Here is a 24,158-nt window from a genome sequence, read left to right as displayed (position 1 = left end):
GTCTGCAACAGCAGGAGATGATATGACAACCCAGAGGAAGGCCCGTGGCGCCTACTCCGTAGGACAGGCGACGCGTGAATCCATCCTCTCGGCAGCGATGGTTTTGATCGCAGAGCGAGGCTACAACGGCTTCTCTCTGCGCGACCTCGGCCGTCGAGTCGGTATTTCGCACCCCGCCGTCGTCTATCACTTCCCGTCCAAGGAAGCGATCCTGCGCAGTGCGATCCAGCGTCACGAGGAGATGAACGCTCTCTTCGACGTCACCATTAACGAGGAATCGGAAGGTGGCTTCGACGAGGGCGGCATCACCGCCGGCTCGTTTGTTGACTGGGCGGTCGGCGAGATGCGCTTCGCCATGAAGCCCGGCGCTGACGCGGCCATCGCTCTGGACTGTGTCCTGTGGGCCGAGTCCTCTTCGGAGACGCACCCGGCGCACGCCCACTACAAGTACCGCACGCAGCAGATGGAGGAAGCCCTCACTGCGATGATCCAGAACTTCGTCGAGGAGGAGGGTGCCGACATCGGTACCACGCCTCGCACCCTGGCGAAGATCCTCATCCGCTACTGGTACGGCTCGGTCGTCTCGGCTCGTTACAACGATGAGCCGATCGATGCTCGCGAGTTCGTCGCGGACTTCCTGGCCGTGTGCGTGCAGCTCCTGCACCTGCCGGCGCACTACGTCCTCAAGCTCGGCGCTTCGGTGCCCGAGGAGGTTGCTGAGGTCTACGCGCGCACGCTGCGTAAGATCAGCGAAAAGACCACTGCGGCCGCCGAGGTTGCGGCCCCGGAGGCCACCGCGTGATCGGCACACTGCCGTCTTTCGATGTCGCCCTCGTCCTTCGTGTCGGGGGCGACGTCGTCTATTCGCACGGCGACGTTGATCGTGTGTTCCCGCTTGCGTCGGTGACGAAGCCGATCGTCGCGTGGTCGGTGCTGGTCGCGGTTGATCGTGGCCTGATCTCCCTCGACGATCCCGCGGGTCCCGAGGGGGCGACGGTTCGCCACCTCCTGGCCCATGCCTCGGGCCTGCCCTTTGAGGGGCGCCGCCCCGTTGCGGCTCCCGAGAAGCGCCGCATCTACTCGAACGAGGGCTTCGACATTCTCGGCGAGGTGGTCGAAGCGGCCACCGGCGTCGGCGTCTGTGAGTGGGTGCGCCGCACGGTCTTCGAGCCGCTTCACATGACGACGGCGGATATTCCCGGCAGTCCCGCCCATGCCGGCGTTGCGAGTGCGGCAGATGTCAGCCTCTTTGGCGCCGAGCTTGCCCGCCCGACCCTGGTGAGCGGCCCCTTGGCGGCCCTCGCGGGGTTGTCGCAGTTCCCCGCGCTCGCCGGTGTCGTGCCCGGCTACGGGCGCTTCACTCCCTGCCCGTGGGGTCTCGGCCTCGAAATTCGCGGCGAGAAGTCGCCGCACTGGACTGCTCCCGACGCCTCTCCGCGCACGATAGGGCACTTCGGGCAGTCCGGCTCCTTCGTGTGGGCGGACCGTGACCTGGGCGCCAGTGCGGCCTTCGTTGGCGCGGAGCCTTTCGGGCCCTGGCACCACGACAACTGGTCGGTGCTTAACTCGCAGCTGCTGCGCCTCGCGCGCGAGCACGCTTAAGCCAATACGCGACGAGGCCTGGGCACCGACCCAGGCCTCGACTCGCGCCGGGACTGTCCCCCGGCCTCGTTGTCTCTTAGTCGACGTCGACGATGACGGGCACGTGGTCCGAGGCGCCCTTTCCCTTGCGTTCGTCGCGGTCGATCTGCGCGCCGCTGACGCGCGCGGCCAGTGCCGGCGAGCAGTATGCGAAGTCGATGCGCATGCCCTCGTTCTTGGGGAAGCGCAGCTTCTGGTAGTCCCAGTAGGTGTAGTTCGTGACGTGGCCTCGCGTGACCTCGACCCAGCCGTCCGCGGCGAAGGCGGCGAAGGCCTCGCGCTCGGGGGCTGACACGTGCGTGGCGCCCTCGAAAGCGCTCATGTCCCACACGTCCTCGTCCAGGGGCGCCACGTTCCAGTCGCCGACGAGGGCGATGCGGGCCGCGGGGTCCTCCAGCCAGCAGTGGCCCTGCTCGGCGAGGTTCGCCAGCCACGTCAGCTTGTAGGCGTAGTGCGGGTGGGTGAGCTCGCGGCCGTTGGGCACGTACAGGCTCCAGATCGTCATCGACGAGGCCTGCCCGTCCTCGGCGGGGAGAACGCCGGTCGTGTCGACGGTGACTCCGAGCGCGCGGGCTTCGACGACGGGCGGCTCACCGAAGGTGGGCTGGGTGGGGAAGTGGTCGCGAACCTCGAGAATCGGCAGGCGCGAGGCCACGGCGACACCGTTCCACTGGTTGAGACCGTGGATTGCGACGTGGTAGCCCGCCTCTTCGAACGGCTCGATGGGGAATTGGTCGGGGCGGCACTTGATCTCCTGCATGGCGAGAACGTCCGTGCCCGAGCGCTGGAGGAAAGCGATGACGCGGTCGACGCGCGTGCGGATGGAGTTGACGTTCCAGGTCGCGAATCTCATGGGGTTGAGCCTATCGGTGGGGCGGGGGAGCGGCTGTGTGAAACACGCGTGAAACATGCGCTGTGGATGTGAGTTGTGTGAGGCCTTATTTAGAGTGATAATGATTCTCATCAACAACATAGCTAGAAAAGGCACCCGAATGTCACATCTGCGACGCATCAGCACCGCTGCGCTCGCCCTCTTCCTGGCGCTCACACCGGCCGCCGCGTGGGCCGGTCCCGACCAGGACAAGGAATGGATCGTCACCGGACAACACGTCGATGCACCCATCCCCGTCTGGCACGACGACACCAACAGCTTCTCGCTCAACACCATCAACATGCCGATGGAAAAGACCGCGCTGTGGATCCCCAAGGCGTGGACCGGCACCGGGGAGAAAGACGAGGCGAAGTCTCAGCTCGTCGTTCCCGCGAAGCGTCCCGACCTGGCCTTCCTCGGAGCTGAGGGCACCGTCCTGAACGCCGCTCCCCAGAATCCCGGACCCGGTAATACGCCCATCTGGGCGGGCCTCGGCGCGGGCGAGATCGGCGACACCGACAAATTCGAGGGCGAGACCTACACGCTCGACCTCATCAGCGTCGACGGTCCGGGTCGCATGGAGATGTTCATCGACAACGGCGACAGCGTGAACCGCTTCCTCTCTAGCCACGACATCGCCTACCGCAGCGTCTACAACCCGCGCCACACGCACCTGTACACGACCTTCACGCAGCCCGGCCGCTACGTCGCGAACTACAAGATGACCGCGCGCAGCGCCGACGGCACGGCTATCTACTCCTCGCCGATCACGCCGCTGGTCTGGCAGGTTGGCGGCGCAAACCCCGCCGACGGCACCATTAAGGACATCGAGTCGGCGTACAACGAGGCGCGCGCCCAGCGCACTGATGGCAGCGCCGCCACCCCGACGCTGACCGTCTCTCATCACACCGAGCGTGATCACCCCGGTGACAACCACCTCACCGATATCACGATCGACACGGGCGTTTCCACCGATACGGGACGCGCATGGATCACCGTCAACGGCTACTTCCTCACCGAGGTCGCCGTCGAGGGTGGCCGCGGAAGCGTCTCCGAGCTGCTCGGCGCAGACGCTGCGGCCGTCCAGGCCGTCTACATCCCCGGCGACTCCGCCTCGGCCCGCTGGATCTCGCAGACCGTCCAGTACTCCCAGAAGGACACCGAGCCCGTCACCGTCGGCGCCACCGACACAATCCTCGGCCCCTCCAACCCGGATCCGGCCCCCGTGTGGAACCCCGACCGCCTGCCGATCTCCTCGCGCCGCGTCGACGTCTCATACGACCTCATCCCCGGATCGACCGACCAGTACACGGCCACCGTGCGCGCCAACGACCCGACCCTGCGCGCCACCTACAAGATCGAGTTCCTCGAGTCCAAGTACGATTTCAGCCCCTGGTGCTCCATGGAGGGAACGCTCGGCGCGGGCGGCATGGACACGAAGCCGCAGGATCTCGGCGTGTGCCAGACCGACCCGATGTACATGCGCGTCACCCTGCGCCCCCACCCGCTCTCCGATGCGGTCATGACCGTCGCGGATGCCTCGGACGTCACCGTCGGCTCCCATGTCGGCCTGACCGCGATGCTCACAATGCGCGACGGTGTGGCGGCCCCCGACGAGCCGGAACCCGCTCCGAACCCGACCCCCGACCCCACCCCCGCCCCCGATAACGGGGGAAACGACGCGACCCCGGACCCGGCCTCGTCCCTGCTGAGCGATCCCGTGGAGATCGCGCGCGGACACCTGGACGTGCGCCTCACCCAGGCGAGCGGCGAGAACGGTCTGACCTACGGCCTGGCCGTCAAGGATGACTCCCTGACCAACGCGCGCACTTCCGTGCTGCGTACCGTCGGCTCCACGACCCTCGCGGTGGCCCCCAACGCGCGCTTCGTGCGCCCCGCGTCCCTGTCGGATCCAAGCTACGACGTGCTCGGACCGGTGGGAACCGCTACCTACGTGCTGCCGGAGACTCAGAACAGCGACATCGTGTGGCCCGGCCTGTCCACCGAGGGCATCGACTACGCGGCCCTGCCCGACGGCGCCGACCTGACGCTGCACCTCGCGCAGGCCCCCGAGGGCGCGCGCGTTGCGTTCTTCCAAGGGGGTACCTTCGGTGCGGGCGCCAAGGTCCACTTCGACTCGTCCAAGGGCGATGGCGTCGTCCACACGACCGAAGCGACGCACATGCACGGTAACTGGGTTTTCAGTGCGCCGGGCACCTACCGCATCGAGGTCGGCGCGCGCAGCGGCGAGCGCAGCCTCGTCGAGCCCCAGTCCTTCACCGTGATCGTGCGCTCCGGCCATCGCGGCGAGCGGCCCGCGCCGGTGGACGAGGAGCCCGTCCCGACGCCGTCACCCGGACCTGCGCCCACGCCGGAGCCGACCCCGGCGCCGTCTCCCAGCGTTGATCCCACACCCGCGCTGACTGTGGATCCCGCTCCGGTGCCGAGCGTCGACCCTGCGCCTGCACCGGCTCCCGCGCCCGCACCGGCGCCCGAACCGACCGCAGACCCGGCACCTGCACCCGCACCGAGTGCCGATCCGGCTCCCGCACCGGCACCCATGCCGACGCCCTTCCCGGCACCAGCCCCCTCCGGTGGTCCGCTACGGGTGCCCGCAGTGCCCGCGCCGTCAAACAATGCTGGGACCCCGGCCTCGTCCGGCGCGACTCGCACGTCGGGCCCCGCAGCCACGGGTGGCAGCGCGACTGGCGCTCCCGCTGCTCGCAGTAACGGAGCGGCAAGTGGGACAACCGGCGCGACCAGCTCGGCGCCCGTGAGCGCACCGAAGGCGGTGCCCGCGCCGTCCGCAAGCCCGTCCGCAAGCCCGTCAGCCGCACCCCAGAGCGGCGCGCAGAGTGGAGATACCGCGCAGAGCGGTGGCGCACACGCGCCCGACAATGGGACGGCCAACGCGGCCGCATCCCTGCCGGTCGCCGCGGCTGCGGACTCCGGTCGCTCGGGCGGATGGAGCCCCTACTGGCTCGTCCTCCTCGTCATCCCGGCAGCCCTCGCCGGCGGCGGTGCCGGATACCTGATCCGCACCCGATGACGCACCCAGCCGGGGCGGGACGCGAGAGCGTTCCCGCCCCGGCTTCGTGCTGCCGAAACGATGCGGCGCTAGACTTCCCCCATGGGAACAGCGCTAGTCACCGGAGCAACCTCCGGCATTGGTGAAGAATTCTGTTGGCAGCTGGCCGCCGCGGGCCACGACCTGGTGCTGATCGCGCGCCGTGAGGATGCGCTGCGCGCGCTCGCGGACTCGCTCGCCAACGTCGCGGGCGTGCGCGCCGAGGTAATCGCGGCTGACCTGGCGACCGACGAGGGCTGCGCGCGCGTCGCCGCGCGCTTGGACGTGGGAGGCCCCGACGACCGCGACAAGCCGGACCTGGCACCCGTCGACCTCCTCGTCAACAACGCCGGATTCGGCCTGGGAACCGACTTCCTGGACAACAGCCTCGAGAACGAGATCAACGGCCTGAACGTCATGGTTCGCGCCGTCATGACGCTCACCCACCACGCCGGCATCTCCATGCGTTCGCGCGGACGCGGCGCGATCCTCAACGTCGGCTCCGTCGCCTCGCGCACGGGCGCGGGCACCTACTCCGCCCACAAGGCCTGGGTCGTCGCCTTCACCGAGGGCCTCGCCGCCGAGCTTAAGGGTTCCGGCATCACGGCGACCGTCGTGTGCCCCGGCCCCGTCGACACCCCCTTCTTCGAGCGTGCGGGCGTCGACATGCGCGCGACCCCCTCCTGGCTGATGGCCAGCCCCGAACAGGTCGTCACGGAGGCCCTCGACGCCGTGCGCGCGGGACGCGTCCACGTCACCCCGACGATCCCCTACAAGGTCGCCATGGGTGCCATGAAGCTCGCCCCGCGCTGGGTGACCGCGCGCGCCATGCGTTCCGTTCCCCACATGTGAGGACGCGCAGACGACAACGAGGCCGGGGCCAGGTTCGCACAGAACCCAGCCCCGGCCTCGTTAGTGCAAGCGGAGAATCAGGCCAGGCCGATATCCTCCAGGCCCAGCGCGTAGAAGTACGGGAAGCCCTCGGCCTCGATGCGTTCCTTCGCGCCCGTCGCACGGTCGACGATCACGGCGACGGCGACGACGTTCGCGCCGGCCTCGCGCAGAGCGAGAGCAGCCTCCAGCGGGGAACCACCGGTCGTGGACGTGTCCTCAAGGACGACGACGTTCTTACCCACGACGTCCGGGCCCTCGATGCGGCGCTTCATGCCGTGGTCCTTCGCGGCCTTACGCACGACGAAAGCGTCCAGGTCCAGGCCGCGCGACGCGGCGGCGTGCATCATCGCGGTCGCGACGGGATCCGCGCCCATCGTCAGGCCGCCGACGGCCACGTACTCCTCGCCCACCGAGAAACCGGACTCCTCCAGGAGATCCAGCATGACGTGGCCGATGAGGGGAGCCGCCTCGTGGTGCAGGGTCGAACGGCGCATGTCGACGTAGAAGTCGGACTCGCGGCCCGAGGCCAGGATGACCTTCTCGTGGATGACGGACAGCTCCTGGACGAGGGCAGCCAGGCGCGCCTTGTGGGAATCGTTGGTCATGGGTGTTCCTTCCGGATCGGTGTGGGTCAGTGCGCCGCCTCGACGAGCTCAATGAGATCGCCGATGCCCTCGTGGATGCCGAAGGGGCGGAACGGGTATGTGCTGACGTCCTCGCGGGTGGTAGAGCCCGACAGGACGAGGTGGGTACGCAGACCGGCCTCGACGCCCGCGCGCACGTCCGTGTCCATGCGGTCGCCGACCATCGCGGCGCTCTCGGAGTGCGCGCCAATCTTGTTCAGACCTGCGCGGATCATGACGGGGTTCGGCTTGCCGACGAAGTAGGGCTTCTTCCCGGTCGCCGCCGTGATCATCGCCGCGATGGCGCCGCACGCGGGCAGTGTGCCCTCGTCGGAGGGGCCCGACACGTCGGGGTTGGTGGCGATGAACTTCGCGCCGCCCTCGATGAGGCGAATCGCGTGGGTCAGCGCATGGAAATCGTAGGAGCGCACCTCGCCGAGCACCACGAACTCAGGATCGATCTCCGTCATGACGTAGCCCGCGGAGTGGATCGCGGTGGTCAGGCCGGCCTCGCCGATGACGTACGCGGTCGAGCCGGGGGATTGCTGGTGCAGGAACGCGGCCGTGGCGTTCGCGGACGTCCAGATGTTCTCTTCCGGGATGTCGAGGCCCGAGTTCGCCAGGCGCGCGGACAGGTCACGGTTCGTGAACACGGAGTTGTTGGTGAGGACCAGGAAGGGGATGTTCTTCTCGCGAAGAGCGGCGAGGAACTCGTTCGCGCCCGGAAGCGCTCGATTCTCCTTCACCAGGACCCCATCCATGTCGGAGAGCCACGCGCTCACGGGTGGCAGATCGGTCAGGGGAGTGGGTTTGTGCGTCAGGGCAGTCATGCCTCCATTCTACGGTGCCGCTAGGGTGGGATCCGTGAACGAGTTCGAAAACGGGTGTGACATCGCGCGTGATGGCGCGTGCGGGAACGACGAGGCTGGGGCGCAGGCGTGTGCGCAGGTCGGCGTCGGTCCGTGGCCGGGAGGGGAGGGGGCCTGGCCGGTCGGGGAGCACTACGACCCGGAACTCCTGCGGATGGGGGATCGCCGCAACGTCGAGGACCGCTACCGCTACTGGACGATGGACGCGATCCGAGCGGACATCGCCGCCCGCTCGCTGCCTTTCGAGGTGGCCGTGGAGAACCTCGATCACGACTTCAACATCGGGTCGATCGTGCGCACGGCGAATGCGATGGGTGCGCGCCGCGTGCACGTGGTGGGGCGCAAGCGATGGAATCGCCGCGGCGCGATGGTCACCGACCGCTACCTGCCGGTGGATCATCGCGCCCAGGTCAGCGAGCTCGTTGAGCACTGTGCGCGCGAGGGGCTCTTCCTCGTCGGCGTCGACAACGTCGAGGGGTCCATCGCCCTGGAGGGGGCGGCGCTGCCCAGGCGCGCGTGCCTGGTCTTCGGTTCCGAGGCCTCGGGCCTGAGCATGGAGATGCTCGCCGCCTGCGAGGTCGTCGTCGCCATCACCCAGCGGGGGTCGACGCGGTCCATGAACGTTGGACACGCCGCTGCGATCGTTATGTGGGCGCACGCGTCGCGCCTCGCCGACAACGCCGACTCCTGAACCCGCCACCCGCCGATCGTTCCGACCCTGGCGACCCAACCCCCGCCTCGTCAAACGAGCTCGTCACCATCCACGCACGCGCGCAACCCCGGCCTCACGACACGCCTACCACACAGCCCGGCGCGATGAACAGTCCCTGTCCGAACGGGACTTCCATCCCCTCCCCGCTCGTGCAAAATGTGAGAGAATCGAACACGACAAAACTGTCACTCGATTAGGAGGCTCCAAGTGCCTATCGCAACCCCTGAGGTCTATGCAGAGATGCTGAATCGCGCACGGGATGGCAAGTTCGCCTACCCCGCGATTAACGTGACCTCGTCCCAGACCATCACCGCCGCCCTCCAGGGCTTCGCCGAGGCCGAGTCCGACGGCATCATCCAGATCTCCGTCGGCGGCGCCGAGTACGGCTCCGGCTCCACCATCAAGAACCGCGTCACCGGCTCGCTGGCCCTCGCGGCCTACGCCTACGAGGTTGCCAAGAACTACGGCATCACCGTGGCCCTGCACACCGACCACTGCGCCAAGCAGAACATCGACTCCTGGGTCCGCCCCCTCCTCGAGATCGAGGCCGGCCAGGTTGCCGACGGCAAGCTGCCCACCTTCCAGTCCCACATGTGGGACGGTTCCGCGATTCCGCTCGACGAGAACCTCGAGATCGCCAAGGAACTGCTCGCCATGTCCGTCAAGGCCAACACCATCCTCGAGATCGAGGTCGGCGCTGTTGGTGGCGAGGAAGACGGCGTCGTTGGCGAGATCAACGAGAAGCTCTACACCTCCACCGCAGACGGCATCAAGACCGTTGAGGCCCTGGGCCTCGGCGAGAAGGGCCGCTACATCACCGCTCTGACCTTCGGCAACGTGCACGGCGCCTACAAGCCCGGCCACGTGAAGCTGCGTCCCGAGCTGCTCGGCACCATCCAGAAGGAGGTCGCTGAGCACTTCGGCCTCGACCACCGTCCCTTCGACCTGGTCATGCACGGCGGCTCCGGCTCCACCGCCGAGGAAATCGCCACCGCTGTCGCCAACGGCGTCATCAAGATGAACGTCGACACCGACACGCAGTACGCGTTCACCCGCCCCGTCGTGGACCACATGATGCGCAACTACGACGGCGTCCTCAAGATCGACGGCGAGGTCGGCGTGAAGAAGCAGTACGACCCGCGCACGTGGGGCAAGTCGGCCGAGGCCGGCATGGCCGCCCGCGTCGTCGAGGCCTGCCAGCGCCTGGGCTCCGACGGCACCCAGATGCGCTGAACCCTTCGCTGATGGCCGCCTAGCGGCCTGATGCGTGAGCCGCCCGGCCCCTGTGGGGCCGGGCGGCTTCGTGTTGTCGCGGCCCCGTCTGATGTCTGGCGTTGCTTGTTGCCCTGACAGATTTCCGGCCGCCGCGTGGCCTGTTTTGTTGGGCCGGGCCGCTGTATGTGCCGGTGGGCGGCGGCCCGCCCGCGAGATCGCCACACGCGAGCCTGGCGGCTCGGAGTGGTCGATCTCGAAGCCCGGCCAGGCCCAGCCACCGCCCACCGGCACCGCGACCAGGCCCCACACCCAGCCATCACGCATACCATTCCTGCACCGACACCCAATTTCGCATGCAATTCCCCCACGACTGTTTCAAACCTTGAATCCACAACGTTGGAATTGCAACGTTTCCAGACGTTGTTGAAACTTCACCCAATCGAATTGCATGCGACTTTTGCCTAGGGCTGGTCTTGCCGCCCACCGGCACCGCTGCCAGTCCCTCCAGGCCCCGCGGCGGGGCCGTCCTAACCTTCCCTGACCTCCAGGCCGACCAAACCGGCTGCGTACGCGGATAGGTTATTGCGATATGGATAGGTTATGAGCATGCGGATAGCTTATTAACCTATCCGCGTGGCGATAACCTATCCGCATCGTCGCAACCTATCCGTATCGGGAGAGTTCTTCTGTGTAGGCGCTTGTTAGTGAACTCCCTGTGTTTTACGGAAGTTGGTTCTGGCCGGGTCTCGTGTTGTGGGCGTTGCAGTGGTCTTCAATTAGTTGGCCGTGGGGGTTTTGCACTACACGAAGCCTGTTGGCGGCGTGTCGCCGGCGTGTCGGAGCCTCTTGTAGTGCAATTCCCCCCCGATTGGTGGCCAGGACAGGTCCGACAGGCCGAAAAGACGCTCGTGTAGTGCAATTCCCCCGCTAGGTGGCGTCGGGGCCTCGGCCTGGAGCGTTGTTGTTGCCAAAGTGCAGACCCATTGGGTGAAAGGTGCCCAAAAACGACGGTTTTGGCTGAATGGGTCTGCACTTTGGCGGATTCATTGTCTGGCGTTGCTTGCTGCCCCGACAGATTTCCGGCCGCCGCGTGGCCTGTTTTGTTGGGCCGGGCCGCGGTGTGTGCCGGTGGGCGGCGGCCTGGCCCCGCAGGCCCTGCGGCGGCCTCCAATCGGTCGGGGCTTGTCGTTTGTGTGTAGCCCGGCCTGGTCCTATGCGTGATTCGCGGCGCGTGCGCCGAGCGTGAGGAGGCGTGCGGTTGTTGCCGACAGTATGAGCGTGCCGATGCACACGTACATAAAGGGGCCGGGCGCCTCTACGATGAGGAGTCCCTCAAGCAACCAGGTCAGCAGGAAGAGACCGAAGAAGCTCCACATGCATCTTGCTGCGCATGTCATCAGCTGCTGTAGCGACAGAGTGCGGATGCGAAGTGCGACAAACCCGAAGAAGAATGCGAGTGGGAGTGGGATGAGCACGCCGAGGACAGTAAAAACAGCGCGGTAACCGAGGTGCGGATACGTGTCATAAACGTCGGCGACCAACAGGTAGGCGAGTCCTGACACGCCGAGAAGAACGAGGCTGCTCAGCGCGGTGCCAACCCTCACGAGGAGGGAGCCTTTCGCTATGCGTTCCATGCTTCAGTATACGGCGGTGGCTACGTCGTGTGGAGGGTTTCGGTGGCTTTTTTGCTCTATGTTCTAGCTAGGTTCTGCTAGATTCTCATGGTGCTTGTAACGCCGGGAAGCCAGGTCGCGACACATGATGGTTTCCCACCAACGTCGCACGTAATTCCCCCGAGGCTACTTAAATATGTGAAATAGCGTCGTTGGAATTGCAACGTTTTCTAGCTATCTCAAAAAGTGACCGGATTAAATTACGTGCGACTTTTGTTGGGGAGGCGGGACGTCGTTGTAATAGTGGTGAGGCGCCGATGATGGAATGGGGCACCGAGAGTCAGGAAAAGGCCTAGCGGCGGGGTGGGCAACGGCGGCGGAAAAGCCGGGTATAGCAGCGGGGCGGGACCCCTTAGGATCCCGCCCCGCCTTCCACGCGCTATGTATCGCGAGCGACCACTATCAATAGCTGCTCGCCTCGCGTGTGTCCGCACCTCACGCTCGGGCGCGCTTCGCGCGCACGCATCACAGGTGGCTACCCGCGTTGGGGACGCGCCTGACTCCTGCGCAGGCTTTGGGGAGGTGGCGTCGCGCCCGCATCACGCGTCGTGACGCGCCGTGAGAATGAGCCTCACTCCTGCGCAGGCTTCGGGGAGGAGGCGTCGCGCACGCCCTCCTCGACCGCTTCGGAGATCGTGGGGGACACGAGCTTGGCACCCACGAGAGCCGAGAACAGCTGCTGCAGGTCCAGGCCCAGTGAATCGCCCAGGCCGGCGTTGATCTGGCTGATCGACTTCGTGATGTCGCCGACCATCTGCGCGTTGTTGCCCTCGCCGTACATCGTGATGGTGTCGACCTTGGACAGCGGCTCGGCCACGGCGCGCGCCACCTCGGGCAGGGCACGGAAGTACATTTCCAGCACGGCCGCCTGGTTCATCTTGGTCATGGCCTCGGCCTTCTTCTCGAGACCCTCGGCCTCGGCCGTCAGCTTCGCGCCGATCGCGGAAGCCTCGGCGCGGCCTCGAGCCTCGATACCCTGCGCCTCGGCGAGCATGGCCTGCTTGTCGGCGTCGGCCTTCTTGGTGCGCTCGAAGGCCTCGGCCTCGGCCTGGCGCTGACGCGCGTACAGGGCCGCGTCGGCCTTCTTCTCGGCGGCGTAGCGGTCGGCGTCGGCCTTCGCGTTCACCTCGGCCTGCAGGGCCTGCTTGGTGACGACGACTTCCTTCTCCTTGATGACCGCCTGCTGCTCCTGCTTGACGATGTCGGCCTGCGCGGTCTCACGCTCGATGTCGCGGCGCTGAATCTGCGACTGGATCTCGTAGGCGGCGTCTGCCTTCGCCTTCTCGGTGTCGGCCTCGACCTTCAGGGCGGCCTGGCGCTTGGCGAGGTCCGTCTGCTTCTGGGCGATCTCAAGCTGGGAGGCGACCTGCGCGTCGTTCGCTTCCTTCTGGGCGACGGCGGTCGCCTGCGCGACCTCCTTCTGGGCGTTCGCCTTCGCGATGGCCGCGGTCTTGCGGATCTGCTCGGTGTTGTCGATACCGAGGTTGTCGATGACGCCGTTCTGGTCGGTGACGTTCTGGATGTTGAAGGCGACGATCTCGAGGCCCATCTCCTCGAGGTCCTGCTTCGCGTTCTCCTGGACGCGCTCAGAGAACGCCGCACGGTCGGTGATGATGTCGGTGAGGCGCATCTGGCCGATGATGGCGCGCAGGTGGCCCTCCAGGGTGTCGCGCACCTCCTCGGAGATTTCGGAGGTCGTCTTGTAGAGGAAGTTACGAGTCGCCGCGCGGAACAGCGTCTGGTCTTCGGTCGCGATACGGACCTTGACGGCCGCGTCGACGCGCACGTTGATGTAGTCGTTCGTGGGGACGAAATCCGTGGTCTGGGCGTCGACGGAGATCATCGAGGCGGTCATGGTGTCCACGCGCTCGAGCAGGGGAACCTTCCAGCCCGTTTTACCGTGGAGGACACGCTGGCCTCGGGGGCCGGAGATCACCTTAATTTCGCCCGGCGAGGCGGAGACGAAGCTTGCCCACAGGAAGAGGACGATGAGGACGAATGCAGCGACGGCGATCGCTGCGATGCTGAGGAGAGACATGATAGCTGCTTTCACGTGAGGGATGCGGCCCCTTTTACCCGTGGAGCCGCGTAACGGGTCAGGATAGCAGCGTATGACGAAGGACTCAAACCAGTCGATGTGAGACGCCGCGTGCCCCTCCCGTCACGGCCGATCAGAGCGCAACGCCTCTTGAAACCGGCTGTTTGCGCGCCGTATGATGAGGCAACTGCGGAATGAGCCGCAGCGTAGACCACCCAATGACGGGCGTTGGATGCTGAAAGAATGATGTGCGATGGACCCAGGCCTCGTGGAACGTGACGGCCGCGCCCGATGGAACGCTGACGGACGAGGCCGGGGCGAGCGTCACGCCGGACACGTTCATCAGGGTTTTCATGACGATTCGCGAGGCGGATGCTGACACCGTTGTTCAACCGCAGACCGTCGCGCCGCCTCGGGCGCGTACCGGCTTGACGGCGGTCGAGTGGGGCGGGGGCGAGCAACACAAAATCTCGTAACTGACCGCGCGGGCGAGCGAAATAGCGACCCGCGCGACACAATGGAACCATAGAGTGGTGAGACGACGTCACCACGGACAGGAAGGTAGTGACATGGCCCAGGACTGGACTCGTGTTGAAGGCATGATTATCGGCCACGATCTGGACCCCAGCGTGGTTGCCGGAGAGCTGAAGGAGCGTTCGATCCTCGCGCAGCTCGAGTGGTTCCCCTCATCGCCGCAGCTGCTGGGTCTCAACGTCGCCGTTGATGAGGAGCGCGTTGCTACCGTGCCCGCCGGGTCGACCGAGGTAGTCCCCGGCCCGACGCCCGCCGAACTGGCAGATGAGCTCGCCATCCTCTTCGATGCTGAGGTGCGCATCGGGAATGCGACCGCCGACCACCTGCCCGAGGGTGACTCGCCGCTGGGCAAGGTGTGGCCCTCTGACGAGGAGAACGCCTCGGCCGTGGAGCCGACTCCCACCCGTATCGTTGAGATTGGCCGCACCCCCGCGTCGTCCGTGCCGCTCCTGGCTGCGCTGGAGGGCGTGGACCTGGGCGACCTCGAGCTTGCTGAGGGACACCGCGCGCTCCTCGCCGAGCTGCCCGCCGAGAAGGAGGGCTGGAACTTCGGCGACCTGCCGCTCGTGACTCTGTCCGTGACGGATGGCGAGTTCCAGGTCTTCCTGGTCACCGACGATCACCTGGAGCACATCGTGTCCCACAACTGGGGCATGGACGCCGCGATCGTTCCCGGTGGACACGACCGCACTGCCGAGCTGCCCGGCGAGGTCATCGACCTGGTGGGTGACCGTCTCGATCTGGCGGAGATCGCCGAGGCCGTCCCCGGCTCCGACGCCGAAGCACTGTGGGCTTCCGTGGCCACGACCGGCGAGGAATCCGTGTGGAAGGTCGTGCGCGCCCTCGGCCTGCCCGGCTCCGTCGCGGGCTTCCTGCTGGGCACCACCGACATTGAGGACGTCGAGGGCGTGTCCGTGCACCTGGCGCGCGGCATCTCGAACGCGATCGGCCGCAGTGTCGACATCATGATGGGTCAGCCGCAGTCGGTCGTGAAGCCCCTGTGGAACTCCTACGAGTCCGTGGCCGTCGAGCGCCCGTGGATCATCCACGCCGCCGTCGCCGCCGAGGCCATCGTCGGCACCAGCATGTTGGTTGCCGCCGTGCGTGCCTCCGCCCCGCGGTCCGGTTGGATGCGCTTCGCCGGTATCGTCGGCGGCCTCATGGTGGTCGACTCGATCGCCGAGCTGTCCCTGGCTAAGCACGTCTCCAAGCGCTTCGCGCGCCGCGCGGGCGAGGCGTAAAGAGCCGCCAGAAGCAGACGTGAAAGGGGGCCGGGGCGCGTGAGCGTTCCCGGCCCCCTCCGTCTCGTGAGAGTGGCAGCGCGGCCATGAACCGCGCCGACTCCCCTCAGGCCTTCAGGGCCTCGGCGGGGAAATCCTGCGGGCGATCGGTGAAGATGCCGGTGACGCCCCAGGAGGCCAGCTCGCGGGCATGCTCCACGTCGTTGACGGTCCACACGTTGACGTCGAAACCGGCGTCGCGCATCGCCCGCACGTCGGACTCGGTGAGGCCCTCAACACCCGGATGAATCGCTGTCGCACCCAGGGCGGCCGCGCCCTCGCACCACTCGTCGGAGGCGCGCTCGATGAGCCAGCCGAGCGCCACGGACGGGCGGGCCTCGTGGAAGGCGGCGAGCAGGTCGTGGTCGAAAGAGGAGACGATGAGACGCGACGGAACCTTGTCTCCTGCGAGCGTGACAGCCAGGGCCTCGATGAGGCGCTCGCGCAGGCGATCCCCGCCCGCGCAGGGTTTGATCTCCAGGTTCGCGCCCATCTGCTGCGCGTGGGCGAAGGCCAGGACGTCCGCGGCCTCGGGGATGCGCTCGAAGCGGTAGGTGTCCGAGAACCAGCGGCCGGCGTCGAGGCGGCGGATGTCGGAGAACCCGAGCTGGTAGTACGAGCCGGATCCCGTCGTCGTGCGGTCGAGGGTATCGTCGTGGATGACGATGAGGGAGCCGTCACCCGTGATGTCCACGTCGAACTCGAACCAGCGGGCACCGACCTCCATGGCCTTAGAGAACGCGGCGATCGTGTTTTCCGGCGCGAGCGAGGATGCGCCCCTGTGGGCGATGATACGGGGGAATTCGGACATGGATCCTCCTAGTAGGAGCGAGGCGAAAAACGGTACCCCATCACCATAGGTCGGGGTTCGACTCCGCGCTGAATATGGACGAGCGTCCCGGACCGGGTTCGATGAGGACGGCTTCGTCGCGCTTGGACGGCAGGATCGTCTCGATGTACGAGGCCAGGGCCTCGTCACGCGTGACATCGTGGCCCGCCTGCTGAGCCATATACCAGCGGTGCTCCAAGTACTCGTGGTACAGCTGAGCGGGCTCGAGTTTGCCTGCCAGTTCGCGCGGAATGGCGCGCACGATGGGCGTGAACACGTTGGTGATCCACTCGTGGGCGGCCTCCTCCAGGGGGATGCCTTCGAGGCCGTTGGTGGCACGCCACGTGTCCAGGTCGGCCAGGAGTCGCGCGGCCTGGTGCTCGCCGACGTCCATGCCGGTCAGGCGCATGAACTTGCGGTTGTGATGACCGGCGTCGACCACCTTGGGTTGAATGACGAGGCGCTCGCCGGAGGCATCAGTGGACATGTGCAGCTCGGCGACGTCGAAACCGAGGTCGTTGAGACGGCGAATACGATCGTTGACGAGGTACTGGCGCTGGTCGTTGGGGATCGACTCCTCGGCGGTGACCTCGTTCCACAGCAGGTCGTACTGGGTGCGGATGCGGTCGCCGACGTCGATGGGGTCGGAGTCCTCGGGGAAGAATCCGCCCGCCTGGAGGTCCATGAGCTCGCCGATGATGTTCGTGCGGGCCAGGTCGACGTCGTACTCGCGCTGGCCGGGGGTCAGCTCCGGGTGTAGCTCGCCGGTTTCCGCGTCGACCAGGTAGGCGGCGAACTCGCCCGCGTCACGGCGAAACAGCGTGTTCGACAAGGAGACGTCGCCCCAGTAGAAGCCCAGAAGATGGAGGCGTACGAGCAGCAGGGCGAGTGCGTCGATGAGGCGCGTCGCCGTGTCCTCGCGCATCGACAGGGAGAAGAGCGCGCGATAGGGGAGGGAGAACTGCAGGTGTTCGGTGATGAGGACCGCGTTGAGTTCCTCGCCCTCGGGGGTTTTGCGCCCGGTGATGACGGCGACCGGCTGAACGGACGGGGCGTCCAGGCGCGAGAGATCTCGCAGTTGATCGTACTCGTGGTGCGCCACCGTCGGCCCGATCTCCTTGACCGCGAGCACGCGGCCGGACAGGTTTACGAAGCGCACAATGTGGCGGGAAATGCCGCGGGGCAGTGCCGCGAGTAGGCTGGACGGCCACTCCTCCAGGGGAACATCCCAGGGGAGGTCCAGAAGGGCGGGGTCGACTGCGGCCGCCGTAATGTCCAAAGCCATGGGGCCTATTGTCGCATCTTGAACGCCTCACGTATAGCCCTGACTCGGTATTGCACCTAGTCGCGGCCAAGAACACACGCGGGCACAGCGAAACCCCGGCCTCATCCAGGAGGTACGAGAGGACGAGGCCGGGGCCGATTATCGCTGCGTGTGAGCCTTCAGCGTCACTCGGGCAGGCGAGCGCCCGTTGCAGCGGAGAAGTTGTGCTGCTGGCCCTCGCGGATGCGCACGTGCAGGACGCCGCCGCGCGCGGGCGCGGTGCGCGGGGGGACACGCACGATCAGCTGCTTGCCGGTGCCTTCGGCACCCGAACCCAGGGCCTCGCCCTCGGCCGCGCCGGCCAGGTGGCCGTACACGTAGGCGTCCGAGCCGAGCTCCTCAACGAAGTCGACCTCGACCGGGATGGTGCCCTCGGTGTCGCCGGAAACGACTTCCAGGCCCTCGGGACGGAAGCCGATTTTGATCTTTCCGCCGTCCTCAGCGGTCATCGCGGCGCGTGCGGCCTCGGAAACAGGCACGCGTGCGGGACCGAGCTTGGCCCACTCGCCCTCGACCGTGAAGGTGCCCAGGTTCATGGCGGGGGAGCCGATGAAGCCAGCGACGAACTCGTTGGCGGGACGCTCGTACATCTCCTGCGGGGTGCCGCACTGCTGGAGGAGGCCGCCGGCGAGAACCGCGATGCGGTCGCCCATGGTCAGGGCCTCGGTCTGGTCGTGGGTGACGTACACGGTGGTGACGCCGAGCTCACGCTGCAGGGAGGCGATCTGCGTACGGGTCTGGACACGCAGCTTCGCGTCCAGGTTCGACAGGGGCTCGTCCATGAGGAACACCTGGGGCTTGCGGACGATCGCACGGCCCATGGCAACGCGCTGACGCTGGCCACCGGACAGGGCCTTGGGCTTGCGGTCCAGGTAGGGCTCCAGGTCGAGGATCTTAGCGGCCTCTTCGACGCGCTTGTTGATCTCTTCCTTGGGGGTGCCGGCGATCTTCAGGGCGAAGCCCATGTTCTCGCGCACCGACATGTGGGGGTAGAGGGCGTAGTTCTGGAAGACCATCGCGATGTCGCGGTTCTTCGGCGGAACGTCCGTGACGTCCTTGTCGCCGATGAGGATGCGACCGGAGTTGACGTCCTCCAGGCCCGCGAGCATACGCAGCGAGGTGGACTTACCGCAGCCGGAAGGGCCGACGAGGACGAGGAACTCGCCGTCCTTGATTTCGAGGTCGAGCTGGTCGACGGCGGGCTTGTCGGAACCCGGGTAGATGCGGGTGGCCTTGTCGAAAGTGACGGTTGCCATGGAGTTTTCCTTCCCACCGGCAGGTACGTGCCGGACGATCCGTTGTGGGGCGACCGTGGGGCGTCTTCGCCCACGGAGTGCGAACGCGGATCATTCCGCGCGCGCGACTAATAGCGAAGTTAGCACGCTCGCGCGCGGGTGTACAGTTCGGCTCAGATCGTGGATTCTCGGTGATCTTGTCCCCGCTGATGACGGGGACGAGGCCGGGGCCGCCCCGCGCGGATGGCCGCAGATGGGGGAGGGGCCAGGTAGTCTGAGGGCGTGGAAGAAGGCGAGGAACTGGGCGGCTACAGGCTGATCCGCAGGCTCGGAACGGGCGGCGCGGGTACGGTGTGGCTGGCCGAAGATGGGGGCGGCATGCGTGTCGCCCTCAAAGCCATGCATCCCGCGATGGCGGCTTCGGAGGCATCGCGCCAGCGTCTTGAGCGCGAGACGCGCACCGTGAACTCCGTGCGCTCCCCCTTCGTCGCGCACATCGTCGATGCGGAGACCGAGGCGACGCAGCCCTTTGTGGTCTCCGAATACGTCGAGGGGCCCACGCTCGCGGAAATCCTCGTCTCGGGACCGGTCCCGCTGCGCGGCGTTGCGGCCCTGTCCTACCACCTGGCCTCCACGATTGCGGCGGTCCATCACGCCAACATCATTCACCGCGATATCAAGCCCTCCAACATCATCTGTTCGCCGCGCGGCCCCGTTCTCATCGATTTCGGCATTGCGATGGCGACGTCGGATCAGCACCTGACCAGCACGGGCCTCGTGTCCGGCACTGCCGGATACACTGCGCCCGAACTGCTCCAGGGACACGGTGCCACGAAGGAATCGGACTGGTGGGCCTGGTGTGCGACGTTGCTGTCCTGCGCGACCGGCCGCCCGCCGTTCGGCAAGGGGGACGTCTCCGCGACGATGCTGCGCGTTCTCGAGGGGGACCCTGACCTCGCCGGATTGCACCCCATGGTCGCAGACGCGCTCGCGGGCGGGCTTTCACCCGATCCGGATGAGCGCCTGTCGCCCTCCCTGATCGTCGCCGACCTCATGAGCGCCGTCGGGTGGGCGCCCGGAGAGCTCGACTACGTGACCGTCAACTGGGCGCAGCTCCTCGACACCGGCATGCGCACGCAGATGGTCAGCTCCGACCCGCAGGAGATCGCCGCGCCTCCCGAGTGGGAGGACGCGGGACAGCGGCCGGGTGCCTCGGGCGCGCGGGCCGTCTCTTATCCCCAGCACCCGCGCCGCGACGCCTCCGAATTCACCGCGGCGAACGACCACACCGACGTCGTGGACACCGCATCCGTCGCCGAGGGCTACGGCGACTGGGGAGACGACGCCGAGGAGGTCGCGTGGCACGACGATGCGACCGACACATGGCAGGTCGTCGACGACGCGGATCCCACCGAGGTGATGGCCCCCTATCCTCAGCCTGACTACCAGGGGTTCCAGGGCGGCTATGTGGATCCGCGGGGTGGTGGCGCCGATCCCGGCGCAGTGCCCGGATACGGCCAGCAACCCTCGCCTCAGCCGGGCGTCGCGGCCTCGCCGATGGGTGTGGGACAGCAGTGGGACCCCGGCCAGACCGCGGTCGGCGCGCAGGGGGAGTCGGCCTCGTCCCCGGCGAAGAAGACCGCCTGGATCTCCAGCGCCGCACTCCTCGCGCTCCTGGCTGCGCTGCCCTTCCTGCTCGGCATGAGCGGCACCCTCATCGTCGGCATCGCCCTGACCGCCTTCGGCCTGGTCGGCGCCATGAGTCGGTGGCTCGAGAGGCGCCGCATCCTGCGCGGCCCCAAGGCGTCGGACGGTGCGGCGCTCATCGCCATGTCCCCGATCCTGCTCGTGCGCTCGGTCCTCACCACCGCCCTCGGCCTCGTCGTAGGAGGGCTCGTTCCCTACGCGATCTGGGCCTTCGTGTCCTACGCGCATGAGGAACGCGTCCTGTGGTCGTGGCCGGTCGACATCGCCACCGCCACCAGCCTTGACCGCGACGATTACTGGCTTGGCGACCCGCGTGGCACGATTATCGTATGGGCGCTCGCGAGCGTCACTCTCCTGGCGGCGTGGCTCATGCCGTTTGCCGCGGATCTGCGCGTCGGGATGGCGACATCGCTGCGCGTCATCGTGCGTCCAGCATGGGGGCGCGCGCTCCTCGCGGTAGGCTGTGGAGGGTTCCTTGCAGGTGCGTGGCTGATCATCACGGGTGGGCTGGCGCACTAAGCGCGGGAAGACCGCGCCCGATACTATTGCAACATTCAACTACTTTGGAGGGTGAGTTCATGGCTCAGAAGAAGAAGCCGACCGTCGACCCCGTGCGCGCCAAAGCCGCGCAGATGCGCCAAGCGCAGGAGCGCGCCGACCGCCGCACCCGCATCATCGTCATCTCCGCCGTCGCGGTCATCGTCCTCGCGGTTGTCGCAGCCGTCGGCGGCGTCATCTGGAAGCAGCAGGCGCAGGTCAACGCCGCACACAACGTCGACGCATCCCAGGTCCTCGGCCCCTACGCCGACGGCCGCCCAATCATCGTCAACGCGAACGGCGTGGTCGCCGAGGCGGACCCGAACCTGCCCACCCTCACCGAATACTTCGACTACTCCTGCCACGCGTGCGCCGACCTCGACGCGTACATGGGTGCCGACCTCACCACGTGGGCGGCCGAGGGACACTACAACATCGAGCTCCAGCCGGTCATCACCGTCGACATGGACTACCTGAAGCCCGCCGCCAGCGCCTCCCTGGTCGTCGCGCAGAAGGCACCCGACAAGTGGGTGGACTTCCACCACGCCCTGCTCGCCTACTTCCGCAGCCAGTTCCAGGCCTCCAACGGCACCGTCGTCCAGAACCTCGACGCCTCCTGGAAGCAGGTCAAGGTCATCGCCACCGAGGTGGGCGTCCCCTCCAACGTCATCGACACCTTCCCCGTGAACGCGGTGGACGACTACCTCAAGGCCTCCACCACCGCCTGGCAGAACGCCGGATACAGCGGCCGCAACGGAAGCCTCGGCACCCCCGAACTCGTCAAGGATCACTCCACGGTGATCCCGCTCGGCAGCCAGCTGCCCGCGCTGCGCCAAACCATCGCGCAGGAATTCGGCATCACCGACTCCGCCACCCAGGGCACCGATTCGACCACGGCCCCCGAGGCCACCGAACCCTCCCAGAGCGGGGCCGACGACACCCAGAGCTCCGAGACAACCAACAGCTCCAACTGAGCCTGTCGGCACTGTGGGGGTGGGGCCGCTGCGCGGCCCCACCCCCACAGTCATCGCTGCGTCGCATCCGTGCGACCGGCCACGCACCGTCGCCCGCGCGCGCCGAAGCCCCCACCTGTGGCACACTAGTGTCCGCCGCCGGCTTAGCTCAGTTGGTAGAGCAGCTGTCTTGTAAACAGCAGGTCATCGGTTCGAGTCCGATAGCCGGCTCCACGGAGTCCCTCACCGCGGCACCGCAGCCGCACCTCACCGTCGCCCGATCGGGCGAGGTGCCCCGGCCTCGTCAATGAGAGGTGCCCAGCGACCAGTCCACGCCGGACGTCCCCTGTGCTTCCAGCAGCTCATTCGCCCGCGAAAATGGCCGCGAGCCGAAAAACCCGCGATACGCCGAGAGCGGCGACGGGTGCGCCGACGCGATAATCGGCGTCTCCCCGAGGCGTGGCGTGAGCGACTGCGCATCCTTACCCCACAGGATCGCCACGAGGGGAGTGCGCGAACCATCCGCGTTCCTGCGGGCCACCAGCGCGTCGATCGCGCACTGCGTGACCTCCTCCCAGCCCCGGCCTCGGTGTGACGCCGGCGCGCCCGGACGCACCGTCAACACGCGGTTGAGCAGACACACGCCCTGCTCGCACCACGGCGTCAAATCCCCCGACGTCGGAGCGGGAACGCCCATGTCCTCGCTCAGCTCGCGGAAAATGTTGATCAGCGACTTGGGCAGCGCCACCCCCGGGCGCACCGAAAACGACAAACCCATCGCATGGCCCGGCGTCGGATACGGGTCCTGCCCGACAATCAGAACCTTCACCTTGTCGAACGGGTACGTAAACGCGCGCAGCACATCCGTGCCGGCAGGCAGGTAGCCGCGCCCCTCCTCGACCTCGGTCGCCAGCATCGCGCCCAACTCGTGGACGCGCCCCTCCACCGGGGCGAGCGCCCGAGCCCAGCCGGGATCGATCAATTCAGCCAGCGGACGGGGATTGTGTTCACTCATAGCTCCAGCCTAATGCCGCACAAGCCACGCCACATTCCCCGCGCGCCACTTGCGCCGCACTCCCTCTTATCCGATAGTCTGAACGCGTGAGTTCTCAGTACCCCAGGGATGAATTTGACCGCGCCGGCGAAGATATGCCCGTCGGCATGCACCGCCCCAAGCCGTCCAAGTGGAAGAACGTGTGGCCCTTCCTGGCCATCCTCGTGATCGTTCCCGCCCTCGGATGGGCAGCGGCGACTGCCCTGTCGCGCCAACAGACCACGACGCCGGCCACGACCACGCCGACCGTTGCCGCGACGACGCCCAGCGCGTCCGCGAGCCCCAGCGCCGCGCCCACAGTCGAGGCCACCCCTTCTGACGAGCCCACGCCTTCCCCGAGCTCGTCCTCCCCGGCGGCTACCTCAGAGCCTGACCACGGTGCCGTCATTCAGGTCCTCAACGGCACCGGCACTCAGGGGTACGCCAGCCAGCAGGCCCAGATCCTGAACCAAGCCGGATACGCGGGGACCAGCGCCGCGAACGCCGACGGCTGGACCACTCAGGCCTCCACCGTCTTCTATGAGGATCCCCGCATGGAAGGTACCGCCAAGGACATCGCATCGAAGCTCGGCATCTCGAACGTGCGCCAGGAAAGCGGTCTCGGTAATCCCGACATTGTCGTGGTTCTTCGATGATCCTCTGATACTGGCTGAGCCGCCCGGCCCCTGCGGGGCCGGGCGGCTTTGCTATGCCTCGGTGGTGTGTTGCGCCGCTGGTGTTCCGGCGGTGTTGATGGCGCCGCTGGTGTTCCGGGCGGTGGAGGACCCGGTTGTGGGGCCGGGCTGCTTGGTGTGCTCGTGTGGAGCCGGGCTGCTTGGTGTGCCCGTGGGCGGCGGCCCGCCCGCCGTCCGCGCTGCGAGCTTCGCTCGGCGCGTCGACTCGTTGTCCGGCCAGGCCCCGCCGCCGCCCACCGGCACCGCAGCCCGGCCTTCCGGTCCCTCCGGTGCCCTCCAGACCGGCGGCGCTTGTGTCGCTTGGACTAGCTCGGCCAGGCCCTGCCGTCGGCCACCGGCACCGCAGCCCGGCCTTCCGGTCCCTCCGGTGCCCTCCAGACCGGCGGCGCTTGTGTCGCTTGGACTAGCTCGGCCAGGCCCTGCCGTCG

Annotated in this window: 20 protein-coding genes and 1 tRNA gene; 12 read left to right on the top strand and 9 right to left on the bottom strand. The window is 67.2% G+C overall.

What is annotated here, in order from left to right; translation table 11 throughout:
- Nucleotides 1–22: 22 nt before the first annotated feature.
- A complete protein-coding gene (locus O3656_RS08735) occupies nucleotides 23–802 on the top strand; it encodes a TetR family transcriptional regulator (protein WP_500063609.1) in 780 nt (259 codons plus the stop codon).
- Nucleotides 799–1,602 carry a serine hydrolase domain-containing protein gene (locus O3656_RS08730; RefSeq protein WP_500063607.1) on the top strand — a complete coding sequence of 268 codons (804 nt, stop codon included), beginning with the start codon at nucleotides 799–801 and terminating at the stop codon, nucleotides 1,600–1,602. The genes O3656_RS08735 and O3656_RS08730 overlap by 4 nt, the downstream gene beginning before the upstream one ends.
- 76 nt (nucleotides 1,603–1,678) lie before the next feature.
- Here the strand turns inward: O3656_RS08730 and O3656_RS08725 are convergent, their stop codons facing one another.
- Nucleotides 1,679–2,494, bottom strand: a complete 816-nt coding sequence (locus tag O3656_RS08725; RefSeq protein WP_500063605.1) for an exodeoxyribonuclease III — start codon at nucleotides 2,492–2,494, stop codon at nucleotides 1,679–1,681.
- Nucleotides 2,495–2,633: 139 nt separating this feature from the next.
- On the opposite strand from O3656_RS08725, the gene O3656_RS08720 reads away from it, so the two are divergent.
- The gene (locus tag O3656_RS08720; protein WP_500063604.1) at nucleotides 2,634–5,561 is read left to right on the top strand and encodes a choice-of-anchor M domain-containing protein; all 2,928 of its coding nucleotides are present in this window, start codon (nucleotides 2,634–2,636) and stop codon (nucleotides 5,559–5,561) included.
- Between the two features lie 81 nt (nucleotides 5,562–5,642).
- Complete coding sequence (locus O3656_RS08715) at nucleotides 5,643–6,431, top strand: SDR family NAD(P)-dependent oxidoreductase (RefSeq protein WP_500063603.1); 789 nt, start codon at nucleotides 5,643–5,645, stop codon at nucleotides 6,429–6,431.
- A gap of 77 nt (nucleotides 6,432–6,508) precedes the next feature.
- Here O3656_RS08715 and pyrE read toward each other — a convergent pair whose 3' ends face one another.
- Nucleotides 6,509–7,078 carry an orotate phosphoribosyltransferase gene (gene pyrE, locus O3656_RS08710; protein WP_500063601.1) on the bottom strand — a complete coding sequence of 190 codons (570 nt, stop codon included), beginning with the start codon at nucleotides 7,076–7,078 and terminating at the stop codon, nucleotides 6,509–6,511.
- A 26-nt stretch (nucleotides 7,079–7,104) separates the two neighbouring features.
- Nucleotides 7,105–7,926: an HAD-IIA family hydrolase gene (locus O3656_RS08705; RefSeq protein WP_500063600.1), complete on the bottom strand. Its 822-nt coding sequence runs from the start codon at nucleotides 7,924–7,926 to the stop codon at nucleotides 7,105–7,107.
- On the opposite strand from O3656_RS08705, the gene O3656_RS08700 reads away from it, so the two are divergent.
- Both O3656_RS08700 and fbaA read left to right on the top strand, forming a co-directional pair.
- On the top strand, nucleotides 7,925–8,656 hold the full coding sequence (locus O3656_RS08700) for a TrmH family RNA methyltransferase (protein WP_500063599.1): 732 nt from the start codon (nucleotides 7,925–7,927) through the stop codon (nucleotides 8,654–8,656). The genes O3656_RS08705 and O3656_RS08700 overlap by 2 nt on opposite strands.
- A 228-nt stretch (nucleotides 8,657–8,884) precedes the next feature.
- Nucleotides 8,885–9,910 (top strand): class II fructose-bisphosphate aldolase, encoded by a 1,026-nt coding sequence (gene fbaA, locus O3656_RS08695; RefSeq protein WP_048675036.1) that lies wholly within the window; start codon nucleotides 8,885–8,887, stop codon nucleotides 9,908–9,910.
- A gap of 1,193 nt (nucleotides 9,911–11,103) precedes the next feature.
- On the opposite strand, the gene O3656_RS08690 is transcribed toward fbaA, so the two are convergent.
- Nucleotides 11,104–11,526: a hypothetical protein gene (locus O3656_RS08690; protein ID WP_500063598.1), complete on the bottom strand. Its 423-nt coding sequence runs from the start codon at nucleotides 11,524–11,526 to the stop codon at nucleotides 11,104–11,106.
- Between the two features lie 610 nt (nucleotides 11,527–12,136).
- Nucleotides 12,137–13,603: a flotillin family protein gene (locus O3656_RS08685; protein ID WP_500063597.1), complete on the bottom strand. Its 1,467-nt coding sequence runs from the start codon at nucleotides 13,601–13,603 to the stop codon at nucleotides 12,137–12,139.
- A 248-nt stretch (nucleotides 13,604–13,851) separates the two neighbouring features.
- Here O3656_RS08685 and O3656_RS08680 point away from each other — a divergent pair, with 248 nt between their 5' ends.
- Nucleotides 13,852–14,079 carry a hypothetical protein gene (locus O3656_RS08680; protein WP_500063596.1) on the top strand — a complete coding sequence of 76 codons (228 nt, stop codon included), beginning with the start codon at nucleotides 13,852–13,854 and terminating at the stop codon, nucleotides 14,077–14,079.
- A 93-nt stretch (nucleotides 14,080–14,172) separates the two neighbouring features.
- Nucleotides 14,173–15,378 carry a hypothetical protein gene (locus tag O3656_RS08675; RefSeq protein ID WP_500063625.1) on the top strand — a complete coding sequence of 402 codons (1,206 nt, stop codon included), beginning with the start codon at nucleotides 14,173–14,175 and terminating at the stop codon, nucleotides 15,376–15,378.
- A gap of 106 nt (nucleotides 15,379–15,484) precedes the next feature.
- Here the strand turns inward: O3656_RS08675 and O3656_RS08670 are convergent, their stop codons facing one another.
- The 3 genes from O3656_RS08670 to O3656_RS08660 all read right to left on the bottom strand — a co-directional run bounded on the left by O3656_RS08670 (nucleotide 15,485) and on the right by O3656_RS08660 (nucleotide 18,826).
- On the bottom strand, nucleotides 15,485–16,228 hold the full coding sequence (locus tag O3656_RS08670) for a glycerophosphoryl diester phosphodiesterase (RefSeq protein ID WP_500063595.1): 744 nt from the start codon (nucleotides 16,226–16,228) through the stop codon (nucleotides 15,485–15,487).
- Nucleotides 16,229–16,268: 40 nt separating this feature from the next.
- Nucleotides 16,269–17,531, bottom strand: coding sequence for a DUF4032 domain-containing protein (locus O3656_RS08665; RefSeq protein WP_500063594.1), 1,263 nt, complete (start codon nucleotides 17,529–17,531; stop codon nucleotides 16,269–16,271).
- A gap of 164 nt (nucleotides 17,532–17,695) precedes the next feature.
- Nucleotides 17,696–18,826, bottom strand: a complete 1,131-nt coding sequence (locus tag O3656_RS08660) for an ABC transporter ATP-binding protein (RefSeq protein WP_500063593.1) — start codon at nucleotides 18,824–18,826, stop codon at nucleotides 17,696–17,698.
- A 261-nt stretch (nucleotides 18,827–19,087) separates the two neighbouring features.
- On the opposite strand from O3656_RS08660, the gene O3656_RS08655 reads away from it, so the two are divergent.
- The 3 genes from O3656_RS08655 (at nucleotide 19,088) to O3656_RS08645 (ending at nucleotide 22,236) form a co-directional block, all read left to right on the top strand.
- Entirely contained in the window at nucleotides 19,088–21,031 is a 1,944-nt protein-coding gene (locus tag O3656_RS08655) for a serine/threonine-protein kinase (protein WP_500063592.1), read from the top strand.
- A 59-nt stretch (nucleotides 21,032–21,090) separates the two neighbouring features.
- Nucleotides 21,091–22,023 carry a DsbA family protein gene (locus tag O3656_RS08650; protein ID WP_500063590.1) on the top strand — a complete coding sequence of 311 codons (933 nt, stop codon included), beginning with the start codon at nucleotides 21,091–21,093 and terminating at the stop codon, nucleotides 22,021–22,023.
- Between the two features lie 137 nt (nucleotides 22,024–22,160).
- Nucleotides 22,161–22,236 (top strand) — tRNA-Thr (locus O3656_RS08645).
- A 70-nt stretch (nucleotides 22,237–22,306) separates the two neighbouring features.
- Here the strand turns inward: O3656_RS08645 and O3656_RS08640 are convergent.
- Nucleotides 22,307–23,017 (bottom strand): uracil-DNA glycosylase, encoded by a 711-nt coding sequence (locus tag O3656_RS08640; RefSeq protein ID WP_500063589.1) that lies wholly within the window; start codon nucleotides 23,015–23,017, stop codon nucleotides 22,307–22,309.
- 134 nt (nucleotides 23,018–23,151) lie between these two features.
- Here O3656_RS08640 and O3656_RS08635 point away from each other — a divergent pair, with 134 nt between their 5' ends.
- Nucleotides 23,152–23,691 carry a LytR C-terminal domain-containing protein gene (locus O3656_RS08635; RefSeq protein WP_500063624.1) on the top strand — a complete coding sequence of 180 codons (540 nt, stop codon included), beginning with the start codon at nucleotides 23,152–23,154 and terminating at the stop codon, nucleotides 23,689–23,691.
- Nucleotides 23,692–24,158: the final 467 nt, after the last annotated feature.

The sequence above is a fragment of the Pauljensenia sp. 27098_8_83 genome, assembly GCF_041432695.1.
In the GTDB taxonomy this organism is placed as follows: domain Bacteria; phylum Actinomycetota; class Actinomycetes; order Actinomycetales; family Actinomycetaceae; genus Pauljensenia.
The sequence above is the reverse complement of the archived record's forward strand: the minus strand, read 5'-3'. Positions and strand labels throughout refer to the sequence as shown.

Coding starts and splice junctions, on each gene's coding strand:
- pyrE (WP_500063601.1), bottom strand. CDS start 7,078: ATGACCAACGATTCCCACAAGGCGCGCCTGGCTGCCCTCGTCCAGGAG.
- O3656_RS08670 (WP_500063595.1), bottom strand. CDS start 16,228: ATGTCCGAATTCCCCCGTATCATCGCCCACAGGGGCGCATCCTCGCTC.
- O3656_RS08650 (WP_500063590.1), top strand. CDS start 21,091: ATGGCTCAGAAGAAGAAGCCGACCGTCGACCCCGTGCGCGCCAAAGCC.
- O3656_RS08705 (WP_500063600.1), bottom strand. CDS start 7,926: ATGACTGCCCTGACGCACAAACCCACTCCCCTGACCGATCTGCCACCC.
- O3656_RS08700 (WP_500063599.1), top strand. CDS start 7,925: ATGCCTCCATTCTACGGTGCCGCTAGGGTGGGATCCGTGAACGAGTTC.
- O3656_RS08660 (WP_500063593.1), bottom strand. CDS start 18,826: ATGGCAACCGTCACTTTCGACAAGGCCACCCGCATCTACCCGGGTTCC.
- O3656_RS08735 (WP_500063609.1), top strand. CDS start 23: ATGACAACCCAGAGGAAGGCCCGTGGCGCCTACTCCGTAGGACAGGCG.
- O3656_RS08635 (WP_500063624.1), top strand. CDS start 23,152: ATGCCCGTCGGCATGCACCGCCCCAAGCCGTCCAAGTGGAAGAACGTG.
- O3656_RS08685 (WP_500063597.1), bottom strand. CDS start 13,603: ATGTCTCTCCTCAGCATCGCAGCGATCGCCGTCGCTGCATTCGTCCTC.
- O3656_RS08725 (WP_500063605.1), bottom strand. CDS start 2,494: ATGAGATTCGCGACCTGGAACGTCAACTCCATCCGCACGCGCGTCGAC.
- O3656_RS08720 (WP_500063604.1), top strand. CDS start 2,634: ATGTCACATCTGCGACGCATCAGCACCGCTGCGCTCGCCCTCTTCCTG.
- O3656_RS08665 (WP_500063594.1), bottom strand. CDS start 17,531: ATGGCTTTGGACATTACGGCGGCCGCAGTCGACCCCGCCCTTCTGGAC.
- O3656_RS08715 (WP_500063603.1), top strand. CDS start 5,643: ATGGGAACAGCGCTAGTCACCGGAGCAACCTCCGGCATTGGTGAAGAA.
- O3656_RS08690 (WP_500063598.1), bottom strand. CDS start 11,526: ATGGAACGCATAGCGAAAGGCTCCCTCCTCGTGAGGGTTGGCACCGCG.
- O3656_RS08640 (WP_500063589.1), bottom strand. CDS start 23,017: ATGAGTGAACACAATCCCCGTCCGCTGGCTGAATTGATCGATCCCGGC.
- O3656_RS08675 (WP_500063625.1), top strand. CDS start 14,173: ATGGCCCAGGACTGGACTCGTGTTGAAGGCATGATTATCGGCCACGAT.